We start from the raw sequence: 19,040 nt of genomic DNA, 5'->3' as shown, positions 1-19,040 counted from the left end.
GTCAGCATAACGCCAAACAATGTCAGGCAATATGTGGTGCGAAGGAGGGGACTCGAACCCCTACACCTGTTACGGCGTCAGGACCTAAACCTGGTGCGTCTACCAATTTCGCCACCTTCGCTAAAGGTCAAGCCCACTATTGTAGCTTGCTTGTTAAAATCTTGCGTCATGAATCCGCGCCTCGATGCTTTACACCCCTACCCGTTCGAAAAACTGCGGGCGTTGCTGGCTTGCGCCAGTGCGCAGCCGGACGGACTGACGCCCATCAATCTCTCGATCGGCGAGCCCAAGCACGCCGCGCCGGAACGCATCGGGCAGGCGATCCGCGACCACATGGGCGGGCTGTCCGTGTACCCCTCCACCAAGGGCGACCCGGCCTTGCGCCAGGCGATTTCGGGCTGGCTGGCCCGCCGCTACAGCATCCCCGCCCCCGATGCGGACACGCAGGTGCTGCCGGCGCTGGGCTCGCGCGAGGCGCTGTTCGCGTTCACGCAGACTGTGATCGATCCCTCGGCGGGGTCGGTGGTCATCTGCCCCAACCCGTTCTATCAGATCTATGAAGGCGCCACGGTGCTGGCAGGCGCCACGCCCTACTTCGTCAACGCCGACCCGTTGCGCAATTTTTCCAGCGACTGGAACCAGGTGCCTGACGCGGTCTGGAAGAAGACGCGGCTGGTGTTCGTGTGTTCGCCGGGCAACCCGGCCGGCAACGTCATGGCGCTGGACGAATGGGAAACGCTGTTCAAGCTGTCCGACCGCCATGGCTTCGTCATCGCGTCGGACGAGTGCTATTCCGAGATCTATCTGGACGAGGGCAACCCGCCCCTGGGCAGTTTGCAGGCGGCGCGCCGCCTGGGCCGGGACGACTACCGCAACCTGGTGGCGTTCTCCAGCCTGTCCAAGCGCTCCAACGTGCCCGGCCTGCGGTCGGGTTTCGTGGCGGGCGACGCGGCGCTGATCGGCCGATTCCTGCTGTATCGCACGTATCATGGCAGTGCGATGAGCCCGCTGGTGTCCGCGGCCAGCGTCGCGGCCTGGTCGGATGAGGCGCACGTGAAGGACAACCGGCGCCTGTACCGCGAAAAGTTCGACGCGGTCGTGCCCATTCTTGAAAACGTGCTGGACGTGTCGCGCCCGCAGGCGTCTTTCTACCTGTGGGCGGCCACGCCGGGGTCGGATACGGCCTTTGTGCGCGACCTTTACGGCCGCACCGGTGTTACCGTTCTGCCGGGCAGTTTCCTGGCGCGGGAAGCGCATGGCGTGAATCCCGGCCACGGCCGCATCCGTATTGCGTTGGTGGCGCCTTTGGCTGACTGCGTGCAGGCAGCCGAACGCATCGCCCATTTTGTACATACTTCTGTTTGATCAACCTTTAAAAGCTGAGCCGCTATGACTCTCGACCTGCAGACCACCATCGAAAAAGCCTGGGACGACCGGGCCAACCTGACGCCCGCCGACGCCAGCGCCGAAGTGCGCGAAGCGGTGGAACACACCATCGACGGCCTGGATCTGGGCCGCTTGCGCGTGGCGGAGAAAATCAATGACGACTGGGTGGTCCACCAGTGGATCAAGAAGGCCGTGCTGCTGTCGTTCCGCCTGAGCGAAAACGCCATCATGGGCCAGGCCCCGCTGCAGTTCTACGACAAGGTGCCGCTCAAGTTCTCGGAATACGGCGACAACGCCTTCAAGCAAGGCGGCTACCGCGTGGTGCCGCCCGCCGTCGCCCGCCGCGGCGCCTTCATCGGCCGCAACGTGGTGCTGATGCCCTCCTACGTGAACATCGGCGCTTACGTCGACGAAGGCACGATGGTCGACACCTGGGCCACCGTCGGTTCGTGCGCCCAGATCGGCAAAAACGTCCACCTGTCCGGCGGCGTCGGTATCGGCGGCGTGCTGGAACCGCTGCAAGCCAACCCCACCATCATAGAAGACAACTGCTTCATCGGCGCCCGCTCGGAAGTCGTGGAAGGCGTGGTCGTGGAAGAGAACTCGGTGCTGGCCATGGGCGTGTTCCTGTCGCAAAGCACCAAGATCTTCGATCGCGCCACCGGCAAGATCACCTACGGCCGCGTGCCCTCGGGTTCGGTTGTGGTGCCGGGTTCGCTGCCGTCGGCCGACGGCTCGCATAGCCTGGCTTGCGCCGTCATCGTCAAGCGTGTCGACGCGCAAACGCGCGCCAAGACCAGCATCAATGATCTGCTGAGGGCGTAAGTCGATGGGCAAGTCAGCCGTACTGGATCTGGTCAAGGACCTGATCGCCCGCCCGTCGGTCACACCGGCGGATGAAGACTGCCAGGCGGCGCTTGCCGCCCGGCTGGAACGCATCGGCTTCACGTGCGAGACCATCGCACAAGGCGGCGTCACCAACCTGTGGGCCCGGCGCGGCAGCGCCGCGCCGCTGACCGTGTTCGCCGGTCACACGGACGTGGTGCCGCCGGGCCCGCGCGAAAAGTGGGAGAGCGATCCGTTCGTGCCCACGGAACGCGACGGCTGGCTGTACGGCCGCGGCGCGGCCGACATGAAGAGCTCGATCGCCGCCTTCGTGGTGGCGGCCGAGGAATTCGTGGCGGCCCACCCGCAACACGGCGGTTCGATCGCGTTGCTGATCACGTCCGACGAAGAAGGCCCGTCGATCGACGGCACCGCCATCGTCTGCGACGCGCTGAAGGCGCGCGGCGAACAGCTGGACTACTGCATCGTCGGCGAGCCGACCTCGGGCGACGTGCTGGGCGACACCTGCAAGAACGGCCGCCGCGGCTCGTTGTCGGGCAAGCTGACGGTCAAGGGCATCCAGGGCCACGTGGCCTACCCACACCTGGCGCGCAACCCGGTGCACCAACTGGCGCCGGCGCTGGCCGACATCGTCGGCATCGAATGGGACCAGGGCAACGAGTACTTCCCGCCCACGACGTTCCAGGTGTCGAACCTGAACTCGGGCACGGGCGCGACGAACGTGGTGCCGGGCGAAGCCGTGGCGTTGTTCAATTTCCGTTTCTCGACGGCCAGCACGCCGGAAAGCCTGAAGGCCCGCGTGCATGCGGTGCTGGACAAGCACGGCCTGGAATACGACCTGGACTGGGATTTGGGCGGCGAGCCTTTCCTGACCCCCCGCGGTTCGCTCACCGATGCGCTGGTGCAGGCGATCCACGCTGAAACCGGCGTCACCGCCGAGCTGTCCACCACCGGCGGCACGTCCGACGGCCGCTTCATCGCCAAGATCTGTCCGCAGGTGATCGAGTTCGGCCCCGGCAACGCCACGATCCACAAGGTCAACGAGCGTGTCGAAGTGGCCTCGCTGGATCCGCTGAAGAACATCTATCGGCGCACGCTGGAAAACCTGCTGCTGGACAAGTGAAACTGCCCCGCGCATCGTCCGATCGGGACGGCGTGCGGGGAAACGAAACTGCCCCCCCCGCGGGGGGCGCTTTTCCCCTTGGGCTCGCCCATCGGGAAAAAAAGGCCTGACTATGTATCAATCCGCCCGTCAAGAATTGCTGACCCTGCGCGACCTCATCCGTTATGGGGTGTCGCGTCTGAACGGCGCCCAGGTGGCCTTGGGTCACGGCAGCGACAACGCCTGGGACGAGGCGGTCTACCTGACCCTGCACGCCCTGCACTTGCCGCTGGACACGCTGGAGCCGTTCCTGGACGCCCGCGTGGTGCGCGAAGAGCGCGACCGCGTGCTGGATCTGCTGGAACGCCGCGTGAGCGAGCGCGTGCCCGCCGCCTACCTCACCAACGAGGCCTGGCTGCGCGGCCATCGCTTCTACGTGGACAAGCGTGTCATCGTGCCGCGCTCGCCCATCGCGGAACTGCTCGACCAAGGCTTGTCGCCCTGGGTGCAGGATGCGCTGGCGGTGGAAAACGTGCTGGACATGTGCACGGGCTCGGGCTGCCTGGCCATCCTGTCGGCCCTGGCCTTCCCCTACGCCCATGTGGACGCGGTGGACGTGTCGGCCGATGCGCTGGAAGTGGCCCGCCGCAACGTGGACGACTACGGCCTGCAAGACCGTCTGGACCTGCACGAAAGCAATCTGTTCGACAGCCTGCCGGCATGCCAGTACGACGTCATCATCTGCAATCCGCCCTACGTGAACAGCGGTTCGATGGACGTGCTGCCCCCGGAATACCGGCATGAACCGAACCTGGCGCTGGCTGGCGGCGAAGACGGCATGGACCTGGTGCGCCGCATCCTGGCGGCGGCCCCGCAGTACCTCACGCAAGACGGCGTGATCGTGCTTGAGATCGGCCACGAGCGCGACTTCTTCGAAGCCGCCTTCCCGCAGCTATCCCCTGTATGGCTGGATACGGAAGAGGCGTCGGACCAGCTCCTGCTGCTTACCCGAGAGCAACTTACCCTGTGATACGCGCTACTGGATTGACCCTGCGCCGCGGCACGAAAGTGCTGCTGGACGGCGCTGAATTCGTTGTTCACCCGGGCGAACGCGTCGGCATCGTGGGCAAGAACGGCGCGGGCAAGTCCTCGCTGTTCGCCCTGCTGACCGGCGCCCTGGACCTGGACGCCGGCACGGTGAACCTGCCCGCCGGCTGGCGCATCGCCAGCGTCAAGCAGGAACTGGACGCCGACGACCGCCCCGCCCGCGAATTCGTCATCGATGGCGACACGCACCTGCGCGAATTGCAGGCGCGCCGCGCCACGCTGACCGACGACCAGGGCACGCAGATCGCGGAAGTGGAAGCGGCGCTGGTGGAAGCCGGCGCCTGGAGCGCGGCCTCGCGCGCGGAACAGCTGCTGGCCGGCCTGGGCTTCAAGCCGAACGAATGGATGATGCCGGTCGAGAGCTTTTCCGGAGGCTGGCGCATGCGCCTGGCCCTGGCCAGCGCACTGATGGCACCGTCCGAACTGCTGCTGCTGGACGAACCCACCAACCACTTGGATCTGGACGCGATGCTGTGGCTGGAGAAATGGCTGGGCGCCTATCCGGGCACCGTCATGCTGATCTCCCACGACACCGAGTTCCTGGATGCGGTGGCCAAGTCCATCCTGCACTTCGATCATGCCAAGCTCGTGCGCTACCGCGGTGGCTACGGCGATTTTCTGACGCAGCGCGCCGAGCGCCTGCGCCAGACGAACATCGCCTACGAACGCCAAACCCGCGAAACGGCCCGCCTGCAAGGCTTCATCGACCGCTTCAAAGCCAAGGCCTCCAAGGCCAAGCAGGCGCAAAGCCGCGTCAAGGCGCTGGCCCGCATGCAACTGCTGGCGCCCTTGCATGCCGAAGCCGGCATCGACATCCGCATCCCGTCGCCCGACCAGGTGCCCGATCCCCTGCTGACGCTGGAACACCTGTCCGCCGGCTACACGGACGCCGAGGGCCACGCCGTCCCCATCCTGCGCGACGTGACCTTGATGGTGCGCGCCGGCAGCCGCGTCGGCGTCCTGGGCGCCAACGGCGCGGGCAAGAGCACGCTGATCAAGACGCTGGCGGAAGAGATCCCCGTGCAGGCGGGCGAACGGCGCGCCTCGCGCGGGCTGGCCATCGGCTACTTCCATCAGCACCAGCTGGACATGCTGGACGTGGACAGCACGCCGATCGCGCACCTGGCGCGCCTGGCGCCCGAGACCCGCGAACAGGAACTGCGCAACTACCTGGGCGGCTTCGGATTTTCGGGCGATACCGTCACCAGCAAGGTCGGCCCCATGTCGGGCGGCGAAAAGGCGCGGCTGGCGCTGTCCCTGATCGTCTGGCAAAAACCCAACCTGCTGCTGCTGGACGAGCCCAGCAACCACTTGGATGTGGAAACACGCGAAGCCCTGGCAGCCGCATTGGCCGACTTCGGGGGCAGCATGCTGCTGGTCTCGCACGATCGCCACCTGCTGCGCACCACCGTGGACAGCTTCTGGATCGTGGCCGACGGCGCCGTGCGCGAGTTCGACGGCGACCTTGAGGACTACCGCGACTGGCTGGCCGCCCGCAACGCCGGGGAACGCGCCGAGGCCGCACGCGAGAACGCCGAAGGCAGCGAACCCGTCGTGGACCGCAAGGCGCAGCGCCGGGCCGAAGCCGAGCAACGGCAACGCCTGTCCGCCCTGCGCAAGCCGCTGGAATCCAAGCTTGCCAAGGTGGAATCCGACATGGAGAAGCTGCGGGCCAAGCTGCATGCGCTGGACGCCGTCATCGCCGACCCGGACCTGTATTCGGATGCGCGCCGCGCGGAACGCCAGAAGGTCATGGCCGAGCACGGCGAACACGGCAAGCGCATTGACGAGCTTGAAGAGCAATGGCTTGAGATCCAGGGTTCCCTGGAAGAAATCGATCAGAGCGAAGCCTAGCGCAGGGCTTGGGCAGCGGAGCGGTGCCGCTGCCCAAGTCGCTTTCTATCTATTAATAACAACCATTGTTATTTATACATTGTCGCGAAATTGACTCCATCTGGCGCGGGGCGCCAGCGACATGTCTACGCTTTCGGACGATTCCTCCGCCACTACCGCGAACTGCTTGGCTTTCCGAACCCATCCGGCCGCTGGATCTCAGCGCGGACGACATCGACGCCTTGCTGGCGTTCATGAAGGTCTTGCAGGGAAAGGGGAAGGCGGCGCCTCCGGGGCGCCGCCCGCCTGGCATTACGAGTACGGACGCTCGCGCAGGCGGGTGTGGTGGTCGACCACGGTGTCGATCACTTCGCGCAGGATGGTTTCGGCCAAAGCGGGCGGCACGCCCGCCTCTTCGGCCAACCGGCGGATGCGTTCAACCTGCTGGGATTCCCGCTGGGGATCCACCAGGTCCATGCCGTGGTTGGTCTTGAGCTCGCCGATCATGTCGGTGCAACGGAACCGCACACCCAACAGCAACATGATCTGCTGGTCGATTTCATCGACCTCGGCGCGCAGCGACGCCAACTCGGCTTTCGGGGAATCGTTATTGGCCATGTTTAACCTTGAACAATATCAAGTTTGGCGATGCCCAGCGCCAAGGTCTTGGCGCCGACATCGCGGAACTGGATTTCTGCCTGCGCGTCCTGTCCTGCCCCGCTCAAGCCAATAATCGTGCCATCGCCAAACCGCGCATGATGCACGCCCTGGCCCACACGATACTGCTTGTCGCCCACCGTGACACCGCTTGCGATACCGCGCGGTTGACGCGGCGCAATAGTGTTGGTGGCCTTGCGTCCGAACGCGTCACCGCGGTTGCCCCCGCCCCAGCCCGCGCCCGTGCTGCTGACCGGCGCGAGGCCAGCCTTGGGAGACAGCCACTTCAGGTGCTCTTGCGGGATCTCGTCCAGGAAGCGCGAACGCATGGCGTAGCGGGTCTGGCCGTGCAGCATCCGGCTTTGGGCCAGGCTGATGTACAGGCGCTGCCGTGCGCGGGTGATCGCCACGTACATCAGACGACGCTCTTCTTCCAGCCCCGATTGCTCCAGGATGCTGTTCTCGTGCGGGAACAGCCCCTCTTCCAAACCGGTGATGAAGACGGCATCGAATTCCAGGCCCTTGGCGGCGTGCACCGTCATCAGCTGGACGGCGTCCTGGCCTTGCTGGGCCTGGTTGTCGCCGGCTTCCAGCGCCGCGTGCGACAGGAACCCCGCCAGCGGCGTCAGGCCGTCAGACACCACGATGGGCGCGTCGACCACGCCCGGCATCAGCGTGGACGAGGTGGCCTGTTCAGGCACCACGCCAGCGGGCATGCCGTCGTAGTTCTCTTCGGAAGCGAACACGGCCGCGGCCGTGATCAGTTCGTTCAAGTTCTCCAGGCGCTCGGCGCCTTCACGCTCGGCCTTGTAATGGGCGTTCAGGCCGCTGCCCTCAAGCATGTGCTCGACCATTTCCGGCAGCGGCAGGTCGCGCGTTTCTTCGATCAGGCGATGGATCAGCTGCGCGAACTGGGCCAGGTTGGACCCGCCTTTGCCGCCTACCAGCGCCACGGCCGCATAAAGGCTGGTGTCGTGCGCGCGGGCCGCGTCGGCCAGCTGTTCCAGCGTGCGCGCGCCAATGCCGCGCGTCGGGAAGTTGACGACCCGCATCCACGACGTATCGTCGTTGGGATTGGCCATCAGCCGCAGATACGCCAGCGCGTGCTTGATTTCCTGGCGCTCGAAAAAGCGCAGGCCGCCGTAGACCTTGTAGGGAATGCCGGCCGAGAAAATGGCGTGTTCCAGCACGCGCGATTGCGCGTTGCTGCGATACAGCACAGCGATCTCGCGGCGCAGGCTGCCGTCATGGATCAGCGAACGGATTTCGTCCACGATCCATTGGGCTTCCATGCCGTCCGACGGCTGTTCGATGACGCGCACCGGCTCGCCTTCGCCCTGGTCGGTCCACAGGTTCTTGCCCAGCCGGCCGCTGTTGTGGCCGATCAGCGCATTGGCGGAATCCAGGATGTGCCCGAATGAACGGTAGTTCTGTTCCAGGCGGATCACGGTGCCATGCGCATAGTCGCGCTCGAAGTCGGACATGTTGCCGACGTTCGCGCCCCGGAAGGCGTAGATGGACTGGTCGTCGTCGCCCACAGCGAAAATCGCCGCGCCGCCGCCTGCCAGCAAGCGCAGCCACTTGTACTGCAGCGTGTTGGTGTCCTGGAACTCGTCGACCAGGATGTGGCGGAAACGGCGTTGATAGTGCTCGCGCACCGGCGCATTGCGCGACAGCAGTTCGTAGGCGCGCAGCAGCAGCTCGGCGAAGTCGACCACGCCTTCGCGCTGGCACTGGGCTTCGTAAAGCTGGTAGACCTCGATCAGGCGGCGGCGGTGGGCGTCATAGGCTTCGACGTCCTGCGGGCGCAGGCCCTCTTCCTTGGCGCCGTTGATGAAGCGTTGCACATCGCGCGGCGGGTACTTTTCGTCGTCGACGCCGTTCGCCTTCATCAGGCGCTTGATCGCGGCAAGCTGATCGGTAACGTCAAGGATCTGGAAGCTTTGCGGCAAGCCGGCATCGCGGTGATGCGCGCGCAGCATGCGATTGCACAGGCCGTGGAACGTGCCGATCCAGAGGCCGCGCGTATCGATCGGCAGGATCGCAGACATGCGCGCCAGCATTTCGCGGGCGGCCTTGTTGGTGAACGTGACCGCCAGAAGCCCAAAAGGCGAAGCCTGGCCGGTTTGAATCAGCCAGGCCATGCGGGTAGTGAGTACCCGGGTCTTCCCGCTGCCCGCCCCGGCCAAGACCAGGGCGTGCTGCGGTTCTAACGTTACTGCGGCGCGTTGTTCAGGGTTGAGCTTCTCTAGCATCATGCCGCGTAGCGGCGCAGATGTTGAGCGAATTGCTCGAGCCCGGCGATGCCGCTTTGCTGGGCGCGCTGGCACCAGGCCTGCAGGTCATGGAGGAGCTGTTCGCTGCTGGCGCTGGAGCTTTCCCAGATGCGGCCGAGTTCGCGGCGCATCTGCACCAGGGTCGACAGCGACTTGTTCTGGGCGATGGCCTTGTCCACGGCGGCAAGCTGTTCAGGCTGGAGGATGTCCTCGTTGCGGTGGATGGCGCGGCGCACCTGGTGCAGCTTGGTGTAGCCGCATTCAGCGTTGCCTTCCTGACGCGAGGCCTTCAGCTTGCTCAGCTCTTCGCGAGCGGCGCTCTTGATCACGTCCGCATAGCGGGCCATGACTTCGTAGCGATGCGTGATCACGCCTTGCAGCGTGCGCAGGTCGATGCCCGTGCGGGTGTCGTCCAGCTTCAGCTTGGGCGCAACCTTCTTGATCTTGGCCAGGCCGAAGAACTTCAGGATGTTGATGTAGCACCAGCCGATATCGAATTCGTACCACTTGGCCGAGAACTTGGCCGACGTGCCATGGGCGTGGTGGTTGTTGTGCAGCTCTTCGCCGCCAATCACGATGCCCCACGGGAACACGTTGGTGCTGGTGTCCGGGCTGTTGTAGTTGCGGTAGCCCCAAAAGTGGCCGATACCGTTGACGACGCCGGCCGCCCAGAAGGGAATCCAGGCCATCTGCACCGCCCACACCGTCACGCCCATCGCGCCGAACAGGGCGACGTCGATAGCCAGCATGGACAGCACGCCCCACAAGCTGTGCTTGCTGTAGACGTTGCGTTCGAGCCAGTCGTCAGGGGTGCCGTGGCCGAACTTGGCCATGGTTTCCTTGTTGTTCGATTCTTCGCGATACAGTTCCGCGCCGCGGAACAGCACCTTCCAGATGCCGAACAGCATGGGCGAGTGAGGATCGCCTTCCTTTTCGCACTTGGCGTGATGCTTGCGGTGAATGGCGACCCATTCCTTGGTGACCATGCCGGTCGTCATCCAGAGCCAGAAACGGAAGAAGTGCATGACAGCCGGATGCAGATCCAGACCGCGGTGCGCTTGGCTGCGATGGAGAAAAACCGTGACCGCAACAATCGTGATGTGCGTCACGACAAGGGTGAATACGACGACCTGCCACCAAGTGGCTTGGGTCAGACCGCCGGCGATGAAGGAGAGGATGTAATCCATAAAGCTGTTATGAGCCTCGCTTGAGAAGTGCCTGAAGTTTAGCTTACCTTTGTCTGCTTATGACAAGGTAGTTTCAAAATAGTTTTTGAGCGAAATCAAGGACTAAGCCCTGATTTTGGAACACAAACGCCCACTCTCGCGGCCCTTTCGGGCAGATCGCGAGGGCAAGCCTTGCGGACATCCGGCGCCTGGGCCGGCTACCCCATGAAGGTGGGGGGTATTCGCAATGGCACCAGGTTTTGGCTACATTTCGCTACTAAAGTTCCTGTCAGCAAAGGGATTTCGTCTTGAGGGCGCCACGTTCGCGGCGCACACTTTCCGCCCTTCCTGCTGACCAAACTGTCTCTTTTGCCCCACTGATGTTGCCGAAAACAATCCGACCCTATTTATTTTCAGCCCTGTCGATGCTGGGGATCGCGCTGTCGGCGCCCGCCCCCGCCCAGACGATGAAGTCGGGCGACGTCGTCGTGCTGGCCTCCTATTACGAAATCCGCGGGTCGGACTGCCTGGCGCTCAGGGCGCCGCGCGTGCAGATCACGCAGAACCCGACGCTCGGCAAGGCCAGCATCATGCAGACGCGGGGACAGTCGAGCGATTCGGGCCGCTGCGCCTATCGGCCGGTGGCGGTTTCGCAGGTGGTCTATCAGGCGGACCGGCCCGGATCGGACACCCTGGCCTGGGAAGTGAAGTACCAGAACAAGACGCTGGGCACCCGCCGGTTCAGCGCGACGGTCGGCGTCACGCCGGCTCCCTGAGCCGGCGCGGGCCGAAAGAACGGGTCAGGCCGGCTTGTCGCCCTTGGCCGGGTCGGCCTCAGGGACGGAGTCGGCCACGGGGCTGGCCGCAGGCGCCGCTTCTGCCGCTTCGGCAGCAGGCGCGTCGGCAGCTACCGGCATGTCCGCTACCGGCATGTCCGCTACCGGCATGTCCGCTACCGGCATGTCCGCTACCGGCATGTCCGCATCCACTTCCTCGGCAACGTCGCCAACGTCGGCATCCAGATCGGCGTCCGCATCCGCGGCGGCTGCGGCCTCCTCGGTCGCGCCCGCGGCGCCCTTCTTTTTGCGCTCGAACACTGCGGCGAAGAAGCCGTCGGTGCCGTGCACGTCAGGGCGCAACTGCACGTAGGGGCCTTCCAGCTTCAGCGTTTCGCAACGCGCGGCCAGAATCTCGGCGGCGTCCACGCGTTCGAAATCGGGATGGCTGGCCAGGAAACGCTCGGCCTGCACCTCGTTTTCTTCCGCCAGCAGGCTGCACGTGGCGTACACCAGGCGGCCGCCGGGCGCCACGCAACGCGCGGCGCTGTTCAGGATGCGTTCCTGCAGCCGGCCCAATTCGGCCAGCGCCTCAGGGTGCTGGCGCCACTTCAGGTCGGGGTTGCGGCGCAGGGTGCCAATGCCGCTGCAAGGCGCATCGACCAGCACGCGCTGCGCCTTGCCGGCCAGGCGCTTCACGCGGGCATCGTTCTCGCTGTCGATCACGACGGGCACCACGTTCGACAGACCGCTGCGCGCAAAGCGCGGCTTGGCGCGCGCCAGGCGGGCGGCCGACACGTCGAAGGCGTACAGGCGGCCGGTGGAGCGCATCAGTGCGCCCAGCAGCAGCGTCTTGCCACCAGCGCCGGCGCAGAAATCGATGATCATTTCGCCACGGCGCGGCGCGACCAGCAGGGCCAGCAGCTGGCTGCCTTCGTCCTGCACTTCGATGCTGCCGTTTTCAAACTGCGGCCAGCGGTTGATCGCCGGGCGGCCTTCCATGCGGATGCCCCACGGCGAGAACGGCATGGCCACGGGTTCGTAGCGGCCGGCGCTTTGCTGCAGTTCGGTCAGCATGGCGTCGCGCTCGGCCTTCAGCGGGTTGACACGCAAATCCAGGCTGGCTTGGCGGTTCAGCGCTTCGACCAGGGTTTCCGGGCTGTCCATCTGGCTCAGGCGCTCGTCCAGCCAGTCGGGGATGCTGCCGCGCACGGCACGGGGCAAGGTGGCCAGATCGATCTGCGACACGCGCTTGAGCCATTCGGCTTCGGCGGCGTCCATGCCCTCTTCCAGCGCCTCGGCGCCCAGCGTGGCGTTCAGGCCCAGGATGGCCAGGCGGCGCGAGGCGGGACCCACGCCGCTTTCGCCGAATTGACGGTAACGGCGCAGGTGGCGCAGCACGTCGTAGACGGCTTCAGCGACCTCGGAACGGTCGCGGGCACCCAGGTTCGGGTGATGGCGCAGCCAGTGCGACAGCGCGGAATCGGCCGGGTAGGTCCATTGCAGGATTTCGCCCAGCACGCGCTGCACCTGATCGATGCGGATGGCTGCGTAAGACTGGCGCGGACGGTTGAATTGCGGCTTTTGCGAAGCCGGTTCGCGATGGCCGTGCGAGGCGTCGTCGCCGCGCGGGCCGTCATAGGAAGGACGGCCCTGGCCTTGGCCTTGATACTCCCGGCGTTCCGAGCCGTAGGAGGCACGTTCGCCGCCACGGCTGTCGCCGCGCGGACCGTTGCCGTAGGACGGACGCGAATCCGGACGGCCCTGGCCCTGACCCTGGCCTTGATATTCCCGGCGTTCCGAACCGTAGGAGGCACGCTCGCCCCCACGGCTGTCGCCGCGCGGAGCGTTGCCGTAGGACGGACGCGAATCCGGACGGCCCTGACCCTGGCCCTGACCCTGATATGGCCGGCGCTCGGAACCGTAGGAAGCACGCTCGCCGCCCCGGCTGTCGCCACGCGGGCCGTTGCCGTAGGACGGACGCGAATCCGGACGGCCCTGGCCTTGACCTTGACCTTGGTATTCCCGGCGTTCCGAGCCGTAGGAGGCACGTTCGCCGCCACGGCTGTCACCGCGCGGGCCATTGCCATAAGACGGACGCGAATCCGATCGGCCCTGACCTTGGCCTTGGCCTTGACCCTGATATTCCCGGCGCTCCGAACCATAAGAGGCGCGCTCGCCGCCACGGCTGTCGCCCCGGGCGCCACCGCCACGGTTCTCGCCACGCGGCGCGTCGTAGGACGGACGCGATGCGGGCCGGCCTTGGCCCTGACCTTGGCCTTCACGGCGGTCGCCGCCGAAAGCGCCGCGTTCGCCACGGCCTTCGCCGCGCTTTTCACCACGGTTATCGCCACGTGGGGCATCGAACGACGGCCGCGGGGCCGGACGGCCGGCGTCGCGGTTGGGGCGCTCATCGCGCGCGCGGTCGCTGCGCTCGCGCTGGGGCACCTCGCGGGCGTCGCCCTTGGGACGCGAGAAGAAGGACCGACCGTCGCGCCCTTCGGAGGCTGCCCTCGGGGAGCCTGCCGGACGAGAACGCGGAGATTGGGGTTTAGTCATGGTGTGTTCCAGTGGGGCGGAGGAGTTCCGCCCGGTAAATTCGATTCAGTGCGAGCGATTCAATGCAAGCGATTCCGTGCAATCCGGGGCCGATCAGGCGGCCGGCGACCAGGTGAACAGGCGCGCGGGATCCCCCTGCACGTCCACCCGGTGGTCGCTTGTCAGCGTAACCCGGCCTTCGGCCAGCCAGCGCACGGCGGCCGGAAAAGCCTGATGTTCCACTGCCAGCACCCGATTAGCCAGCAGTTCCGGCGTGTCGCCGGCCAGGACCGGCACACAGCCCTGGGCGATGATGGGGCCGTGGTCCAACACCGGGGTGACGAAATGCACCGTGCAGCCATGCACGCGCACGCCCGTCGCCAGCGCCTGGGCATGCGTGTGCAACCCGGGAAACGCCGGCAGCAGCGAGGGATGGATATTGACCAGCCGGCCCGCATAGTGGTTGACGAAGCCGGGAGTCAGTACGCGCATGAACCCGGCAAGAATGACGTAGTCGGGCGCATAGCGATCGATTTCAGCGGCCAAGGCGGCGTCGAAGGCTTCGCGGCTGGCATAGTCCTTATGGTACAGGGCCGCCGAGGGAATGCCCTGGGCGGCGGCCCATTCCAGGCCGCCGGCGTCCGGCCGGCTGGCGATGACGGCGGCGATGTCGGCCGGCCAGCCTTCGTCGCGGCACGCTTCGGCCAGCGCCTGCATGTTGCTGCCCCGCCCCGAGATCAGGATGACGAGGCGGCGTTTAGAAATTTGTGTTTCCGGCAAGATAGAAGAATCCAAAGGTGTAGCCCCCAGGGCGCCCGGCAGGCCGGGCGTTGCTTGTCGCAAAAAGGCTTGTCCGCCACCATTCCGCACTCCGGAAATACCGTTCGCGCATAAATGGTTGGGGGGATTAGAACAAACCCGGAATCCAAAATTGTAAACTCTCGCTCGTGAAACCATCGCTGCGCATCTACCGATCCCTGCCTCCGCCCGACCGGCGCGCTCCTTGCGCGCTGACGATCGGCAATTTCGACGGCGTCCATCGCGGGCACCAGGCCATGTTGGCGCGCGTCTGCCAAGTGGCCCGCGAACGCGGCCTAGCGCCTGCCGTCATGACCTTCGAGCCGCATCCGCGGGAGTATTTCGCCACCCTGAACCAACGCCCCGAGCTGGCGCCCACCCGGATATCCGGGCTGCGCGACAAGCTGGCGGCGCTGGCGCGCTACGGCGTGTCCCAGGTCGTGGTGGAACGCTTCAACGCCCGGCTGGCCGAAATGTCGGCCAACGCCTTCATCGAGAACCTGCTGGTGCAGGGCTTGCAGGCCAAATGGCTGCTGGTGGGCGAGGATTTCCGCTTCGGCCACAAGCGCAGCGGCGATATCGACCTGCTGCGCGAAGCCGGCATGCGCCACGGCTTCGAGGTGCAGACCCTGGCGGACGTGACCGACCAGCACGGCCACCGGATATCCAGTTCCGAAGTCCGCACGGCGCTGGCCGTGGGCGACCTGGACCGCGCCCGCCACCTGCTGGGCCATCCGTACCACATCAGCGGCCACGTGATCCACGGCCAGAAGCTGGGCCGGACCCTTGGTTTCCCCACGATGAACCTGCGCGTGGCCGAGCGGTGCGCCGCCCGCTCGGGCATCTATGTGGTCCAGGTCTATGGCCTGGCCGACCGCCCCCTGCCCGCCGTGGCCAGCCTGGGCGTGCGCCCGACGGTCGAAGACCGCGGCCGCGTGTTGCTCGAGTCGCACCTGCTGAACGACACCGTCGACGCTTACGGTAAACTCGTACGCGTCGAATTCCTGCACAAGCTGCGGGACGAAGAAAAATTTCCTGACCTCCCTTCCCTGACTGCCGCCATCGCCGAAGACGCGCGAAACGCGCGCGCCTATTTTGCCGTTCATGGACTATAAAAAGACCCTCAACCTGCCCGATACCCCCTTCCCCATGCGGGGCGACCTTGCCAAGCGCGAGCCCGCCTGGATTTCGCAGTGGGAGGAAAATCACGTCTACCAGGCGATCCGTGCGGCCAGCCGCGGCCGGCCCCGTTTCGTGCTGCACGACGGCCCGCCCTATGCGAACGGCGACATCCACATCGGCCACGCGGTCAACAAGATCCTGAAGGACATCATCGTCAAGAGCCGCAACATGGCCGGCTATGACGCGCACTACGTGCCGGGCTGGGACTGTCACGGCATGCCGATCGAAATCCAGATCGAAAAGAAGTACGGCAAGCACCTGCCCGTGGCGGAAGTGCAGTCGAAGGCCCGCGCCTACGCGCTGGAGCAGATCGACCGCCAGCGCAAGGATTTCAAGCGCCTGGGCGTGCTGGGCGGCTGGGACCGTCCGTACATGACGATGAACTTCAGCAATGAAGCCGACGAGATTCGCGCGCTGGGACGCATCCTGGACAAGGGCTACGTGTTCCGCGGCTTAAAGCCCGTGAACTGGTGTTTCGACTGTGGCTCGGCCCTGGCTGAAGCCGAAGTGGAATACGCCGACCGCGTCGACCCCGCCGTGGACGTCGCCTTCCCGTTCGCCGAACCCGCCAAGCTGGCGCGCACCTTCGGCCTGGAATCGGTGGAAGACGGCGCCATCGTGATCTGGACGACCACGCCCTGGACCATTCCGTCCAACCAGGCGCTGAACGTGCACCCGGAAATCGAATACGCACTGGTACGCGTGTCGTCGCCGGCGCCCAAGTTCGGCCCGCTGCTGCTGGTGGCCAAAGACCGCGTCGAAGCCTGCCTGAAGTCCTGGAACCTGGAAGGCGACATCATCGCCACGGCGCCCGGCGAAGCGCTGTCGGGCATCGAATTCCGCCATCCCCTGGCACAGTACGACGCCGCCTACGACCGCCGCTCGCCCATCTACCTGGGCGACTACGTCACGGCGGACTCGGGCACGGGCGTCGTGCACTCGGCGCCGGCCTACGGCATTGAAGACTTCGTGTCGTGCAAAGCGCACGGCATGAAAGATACCGATTTCATCAGCCCCGTCATGGGCGACGGCAAGTACGTGGACAGCCTGGCGCTGTTCGGCGGCCTGTCCATCTGGGACGCCAACCCCAAGATCGTCGAAGCGCTGACCGAAGCCGGCGCGCTGATGCACGTCGAAAAGCACAAGCACAGCTACATGCACTGCTGGCGCCACAAGACGCCGATCATCTACCGCGCCACCAGCCAATGGTTCGCCGGCATGGACGTGGCCCCCAAGGATGGCGGCCCGACCTTGCGCGAATCGGCGCTGGCCGGCATCGACGCCACGGCCTTCTACCCGGCCTGGGGCCGCGCCCGCCTGCACGCGATGATCGCCAACCGTCCGGACTGGACCCTGTCGCGCCAGCGCCAGTGGGGCGTGCCGATGGCCTTCTTCGTGCACAAGGAAACCGGCGAACTGCACCCGCGCACCGCCGAGTTGCTGGAACAGGTGGCGCAGCGCGTCGAGCAAGGCGGCATCGAGGCCTGGCAGGCCATCGAACCCCGCGACCTGCTGGGCGACGAAGCCGACCAATACGAGAAGAACCGCGACACGCTGGACGTGTGGTTCGATTCGGGCAGCACACACGCCACGGTGCTGGGTGGCAAGGACGGCGAATTCGCCGGCTCGCACGGCGCTGAACTGGGTTGGCCCGCCGACCTGTACCTGGAAGGCTCCGACCAGCATCGCGGCTGGTTCCATTCGTCGCTGCTGACCGGCTGCATGCTGTATGGCCAACCGCCCTACAAGGCCTTGCTGACGCATGGCTTCGTGGTCGACGGCCAGGGCCGCAAGATGAGCAAGTCGGTGGGCAACGTGATCGCCCCGCAAAAGGTGTCGGACTCGCTGGGCGCGGAAATCCTGCGCCTGTGGGTGGCGTCCACCGATTATTCGGGCGAACTGTCCATCTCGGACGAGATCCTGAAGCGCGTGGTGGAAGGCTACCGCCGCATCCGCAACACGCTGCGCTTCCTGCTGGCCAATGTCGCCGATTTCGACGCGGTGTCGCAATCGGTGCCCTACGGCGATCTCTTCGAGATCGACCGCTATGCGCTGGCGATGACGGCGCAGATGCAGTCCGAAGTGCAGGCCAACTACGAACGCTACGACTTCCACCCGGCCGTCTCGCGCTTGCAGACGTTCTGCTCGGAAGACCTGGGCGCGTTCTACCTGGACATCCTGAAAGACCGCCTGTACACGTCGGCCCCCGGCAGCCTGGCGCGCCGTTCGGCGCAGACGGCGCTGCTGGACATCACGCAGACGCTGCTGAAGCTGATGGCGCCGATCCTGTCCTTCACGGCCGAAGAAGCCTGGAAGGAACTGGTCGGCTCTGCGCTGAAGCACCAGGCCGACGCTGCCCGCACGACGATCTTCACCGAGGTCTACCATGCGCTGCCGCCGTTTGCCGACGCCGACGCGCTGACCGCCAAGTGGGCGCGCCTGCGCGCCATCCGCGCCGAGGTCCAGCGCAAGCTGGAAGAAGTGCGCACGGCGGGCGACATCGGTTCGTCGCTGCAAGCGGAAGTGGACCTGTACGCCAATGGCGACGACCAGCTACTGCTGACCAGCCTGGGCGACGACCTGCGCTTTGTGCTGATCGTCTCGCGCGCCACCGTGCACGCCGGCGAAGGCGAGACCCGCATCCAGGTCACGCCGTCGACGCACAAGAAGTGCGAACGCTGCTGGCACTGGCGCCTGGACGTGGGCCAGGACGCGGACCACCCCGAGATCTGCGGGCGCTGCGTGTCCAACCTGTTCGGCTCGGGCGAAGCCCGCGACAAGGCTTGAGCATGGCCCGCCCCTCCGATTCGGGAGTGACGGGCACGCCCCCCGCCCGCGCCGTTCCGGCGCGCGTGGGCGGCTGGCTGGCCCTGGCGCTGTTGATCATCGTGCTGGACCAATTGACGAAGGTGTACTTCAACACCTCGTTCCAGTATGGCGAACGGGTCAACGTGCTGCCGGTGTTCGACTTCACGCTGCTGTTCAACCGGGGGGCCGCGTTCAGCTTCCTGGCCTCCGAAGAAGGCTGGCAGCGTTGGCTGTTCACCGCCCTGGGCATCGTGGCGGCCGTGGTGATCACGGTCATCCTGCGCCGCACCCATGGCCAGCCCCGCTTCAGCCTGGCGCTGACGCTGATCCTGGGCGGCGCCATCGGCAACGTCATCGATCGCGTGGTGTACGGCCACGTGGTGGACTTCCTGCTGTTCTACTGGAAAGACTCCTACTTCCCCGCCTTCAACCTGGCGGACGTGGGGATCAGCTGCGGCGCCATTCTGCTGGTGCTGGACGAGCTGCTGCGCGCCCGCAAGAAGCCGCAGGCCTGACGGCTGCCGCCGGGGCCGACCGCCCCGGCAGCCCCCTCCCCCAAGGGTTT

General features: G+C 65.8%; 14 protein-coding genes and 1 tRNA gene. 9 read left to right on the top strand and 6 right to left on the bottom strand.

What is annotated here, in order from left to right; translation table 11 throughout:
- Positions 1–34 precede the first annotated feature (34 nt).
- Positions 35–121 (bottom strand) — tRNA-Leu (locus A9973_RS11855).
- A gap of 47 nt (positions 122–168) precedes the next feature.
- Between A9973_RS11855 and dapC the strand changes: the two genes are divergently transcribed.
- From dapC to A9973_RS11830, 5 genes are all read left to right on the top strand, one after another.
- Positions 169–1,365, top strand: a complete 1,197-nt coding sequence (gene dapC / locus A9973_RS11850; protein WP_183013972.1) for a succinyldiaminopimelate transaminase — start codon at positions 169–171, stop codon at positions 1,363–1,365.
- 24 nt (positions 1,366–1,389) lie between these two features.
- Positions 1,390–2,211, top strand: a complete 822-nt coding sequence (dapD, locus tag A9973_RS11845; protein WP_169269090.1) for a 2,3,4,5-tetrahydropyridine-2,6-dicarboxylate N-succinyltransferase — start codon at positions 1,390–1,392, stop codon at positions 2,209–2,211.
- A gap of 4 nt (positions 2,212–2,215) precedes the next feature.
- A complete protein-coding gene (gene dapE / locus A9973_RS11840) occupies positions 2,216–3,355 on the top strand; it encodes a succinyl-diaminopimelate desuccinylase (protein ID WP_183013971.1) in 1,140 nt (379 codons plus the stop codon).
- Between the two features lie 112 nt (positions 3,356–3,467).
- Positions 3,468–4,364 (top strand): 50S ribosomal protein L3 N(5)-glutamine methyltransferase, encoded by an 897-nt coding sequence (prmB, locus tag A9973_RS11835; protein WP_183013970.1) that lies wholly within the window; start codon positions 3,468–3,470, stop codon positions 4,362–4,364.
- A complete protein-coding gene (locus A9973_RS11830) occupies positions 4,361–6,295 on the top strand; it encodes an ATP-binding cassette domain-containing protein (protein WP_183013969.1) in 1,935 nt (644 codons plus the stop codon). Before prmB ends, A9973_RS11830 begins: the two co-directional genes overlap by 4 nt.
- 291 nt (positions 6,296–6,586) lie before the next feature.
- Here the strand turns inward: A9973_RS11830 and A9973_RS11825 are convergent, their stop codons facing one another.
- From A9973_RS11825 to A9973_RS11815, 3 genes are read right to left on the bottom strand one after another with little or no spacing between them, the layout of a single operon-like run.
- Positions 6,587–6,892: a chorismate mutase gene (locus A9973_RS11825; protein ID WP_175174396.1), complete on the bottom strand. Its 306-nt coding sequence runs from the start codon at positions 6,890–6,892 to the stop codon at positions 6,587–6,589.
- A gap of 2 nt (positions 6,893–6,894) precedes the next feature.
- Positions 6,895–9,189, bottom strand: coding sequence for a UvrD-helicase domain-containing protein (locus A9973_RS11820; protein WP_183013968.1), 2,295 nt, complete (start codon positions 9,187–9,189; stop codon positions 6,895–6,897).
- The gene (locus A9973_RS11815; protein WP_183013967.1) at positions 9,186–10,394 is read right to left on the bottom strand and encodes a fatty acid desaturase; all 1,209 of its coding nucleotides are present in this window, start codon (positions 10,392–10,394) and stop codon (positions 9,186–9,188) included. Before A9973_RS11815 ends, A9973_RS11820 begins: the two co-directional genes overlap by 4 nt.
- Before the next feature lie 359 nt (positions 10,395–10,753).
- Here A9973_RS11815 and A9973_RS11810 point away from each other — a divergent pair, with 359 nt between their 5' ends.
- Positions 10,754–11,149 carry a hypothetical protein gene (locus tag A9973_RS11810; RefSeq protein ID WP_183013966.1) on the top strand — a complete coding sequence of 132 codons (396 nt, stop codon included), beginning with the start codon at positions 10,754–10,756 and terminating at the stop codon, positions 11,147–11,149.
- A gap of 24 nt (positions 11,150–11,173) precedes the next feature.
- On the opposite strand, the gene A9973_RS31315 is transcribed toward A9973_RS11810, so the two are convergent.
- Together A9973_RS31315 and purN are read right to left on the bottom strand one after the other, a co-directional pair.
- A complete protein-coding gene (locus A9973_RS31315) occupies positions 11,174–12,670 on the bottom strand; it encodes an RsmB/NOP family class I SAM-dependent RNA methyltransferase (RefSeq protein WP_370539485.1) in 1,497 nt (498 codons plus the stop codon).
- Positions 12,671–13,801: 1,131 nt separating this feature from the next.
- Positions 13,802–14,467 carry a phosphoribosylglycinamide formyltransferase gene (gene purN / locus A9973_RS11800; protein WP_183013964.1) on the bottom strand — a complete coding sequence of 222 codons (666 nt, stop codon included), beginning with the start codon at positions 14,465–14,467 and terminating at the stop codon, positions 13,802–13,804.
- A 167-nt stretch (positions 14,468–14,634) separates the two neighbouring features.
- Between purN and A9973_RS11795 the strand changes: the two genes are divergently transcribed.
- Genes A9973_RS11795 through lspA form a run of 3 tightly spaced genes read left to right on the top strand, consistent with a single transcriptional unit; the run spans position 14,635 to position 18,990 of the window.
- Positions 14,635–15,600, top strand: coding sequence for a bifunctional riboflavin kinase/FAD synthetase (locus A9973_RS11795; RefSeq protein ID WP_183013963.1), 966 nt, complete (start codon positions 14,635–14,637; stop codon positions 15,598–15,600).
- Positions 15,590–18,454 carry an isoleucine--tRNA ligase gene (gene ileS, locus A9973_RS11790; protein WP_183013962.1) on the top strand — a complete coding sequence of 955 codons (2,865 nt, stop codon included), beginning with the start codon at positions 15,590–15,592 and terminating at the stop codon, positions 18,452–18,454. The genes A9973_RS11795 and ileS overlap by 11 nt, the downstream gene beginning before the upstream one ends.
- 2 nt (positions 18,455–18,456) lie before the next feature.
- Positions 18,457–18,990 (top strand): signal peptidase II, encoded by a 534-nt coding sequence (gene lspA, locus A9973_RS11785; RefSeq protein ID WP_255469131.1) that lies wholly within the window; start codon positions 18,457–18,459, stop codon positions 18,988–18,990.
- Positions 18,991–19,040 lie beyond the last annotated feature (50 nt).

This window comes from Achromobacter sp. UMC46 (assembly GCF_014170335.1).
In the GTDB taxonomy this organism is placed as follows: Bacteria; Pseudomonadota; Gammaproteobacteria; order Burkholderiales; family Burkholderiaceae_B; genus Achromobacter.
The sequence above is the reverse complement of the archived record's forward strand: the minus strand, read 5'-3'. Positions and strand labels throughout refer to the sequence as shown.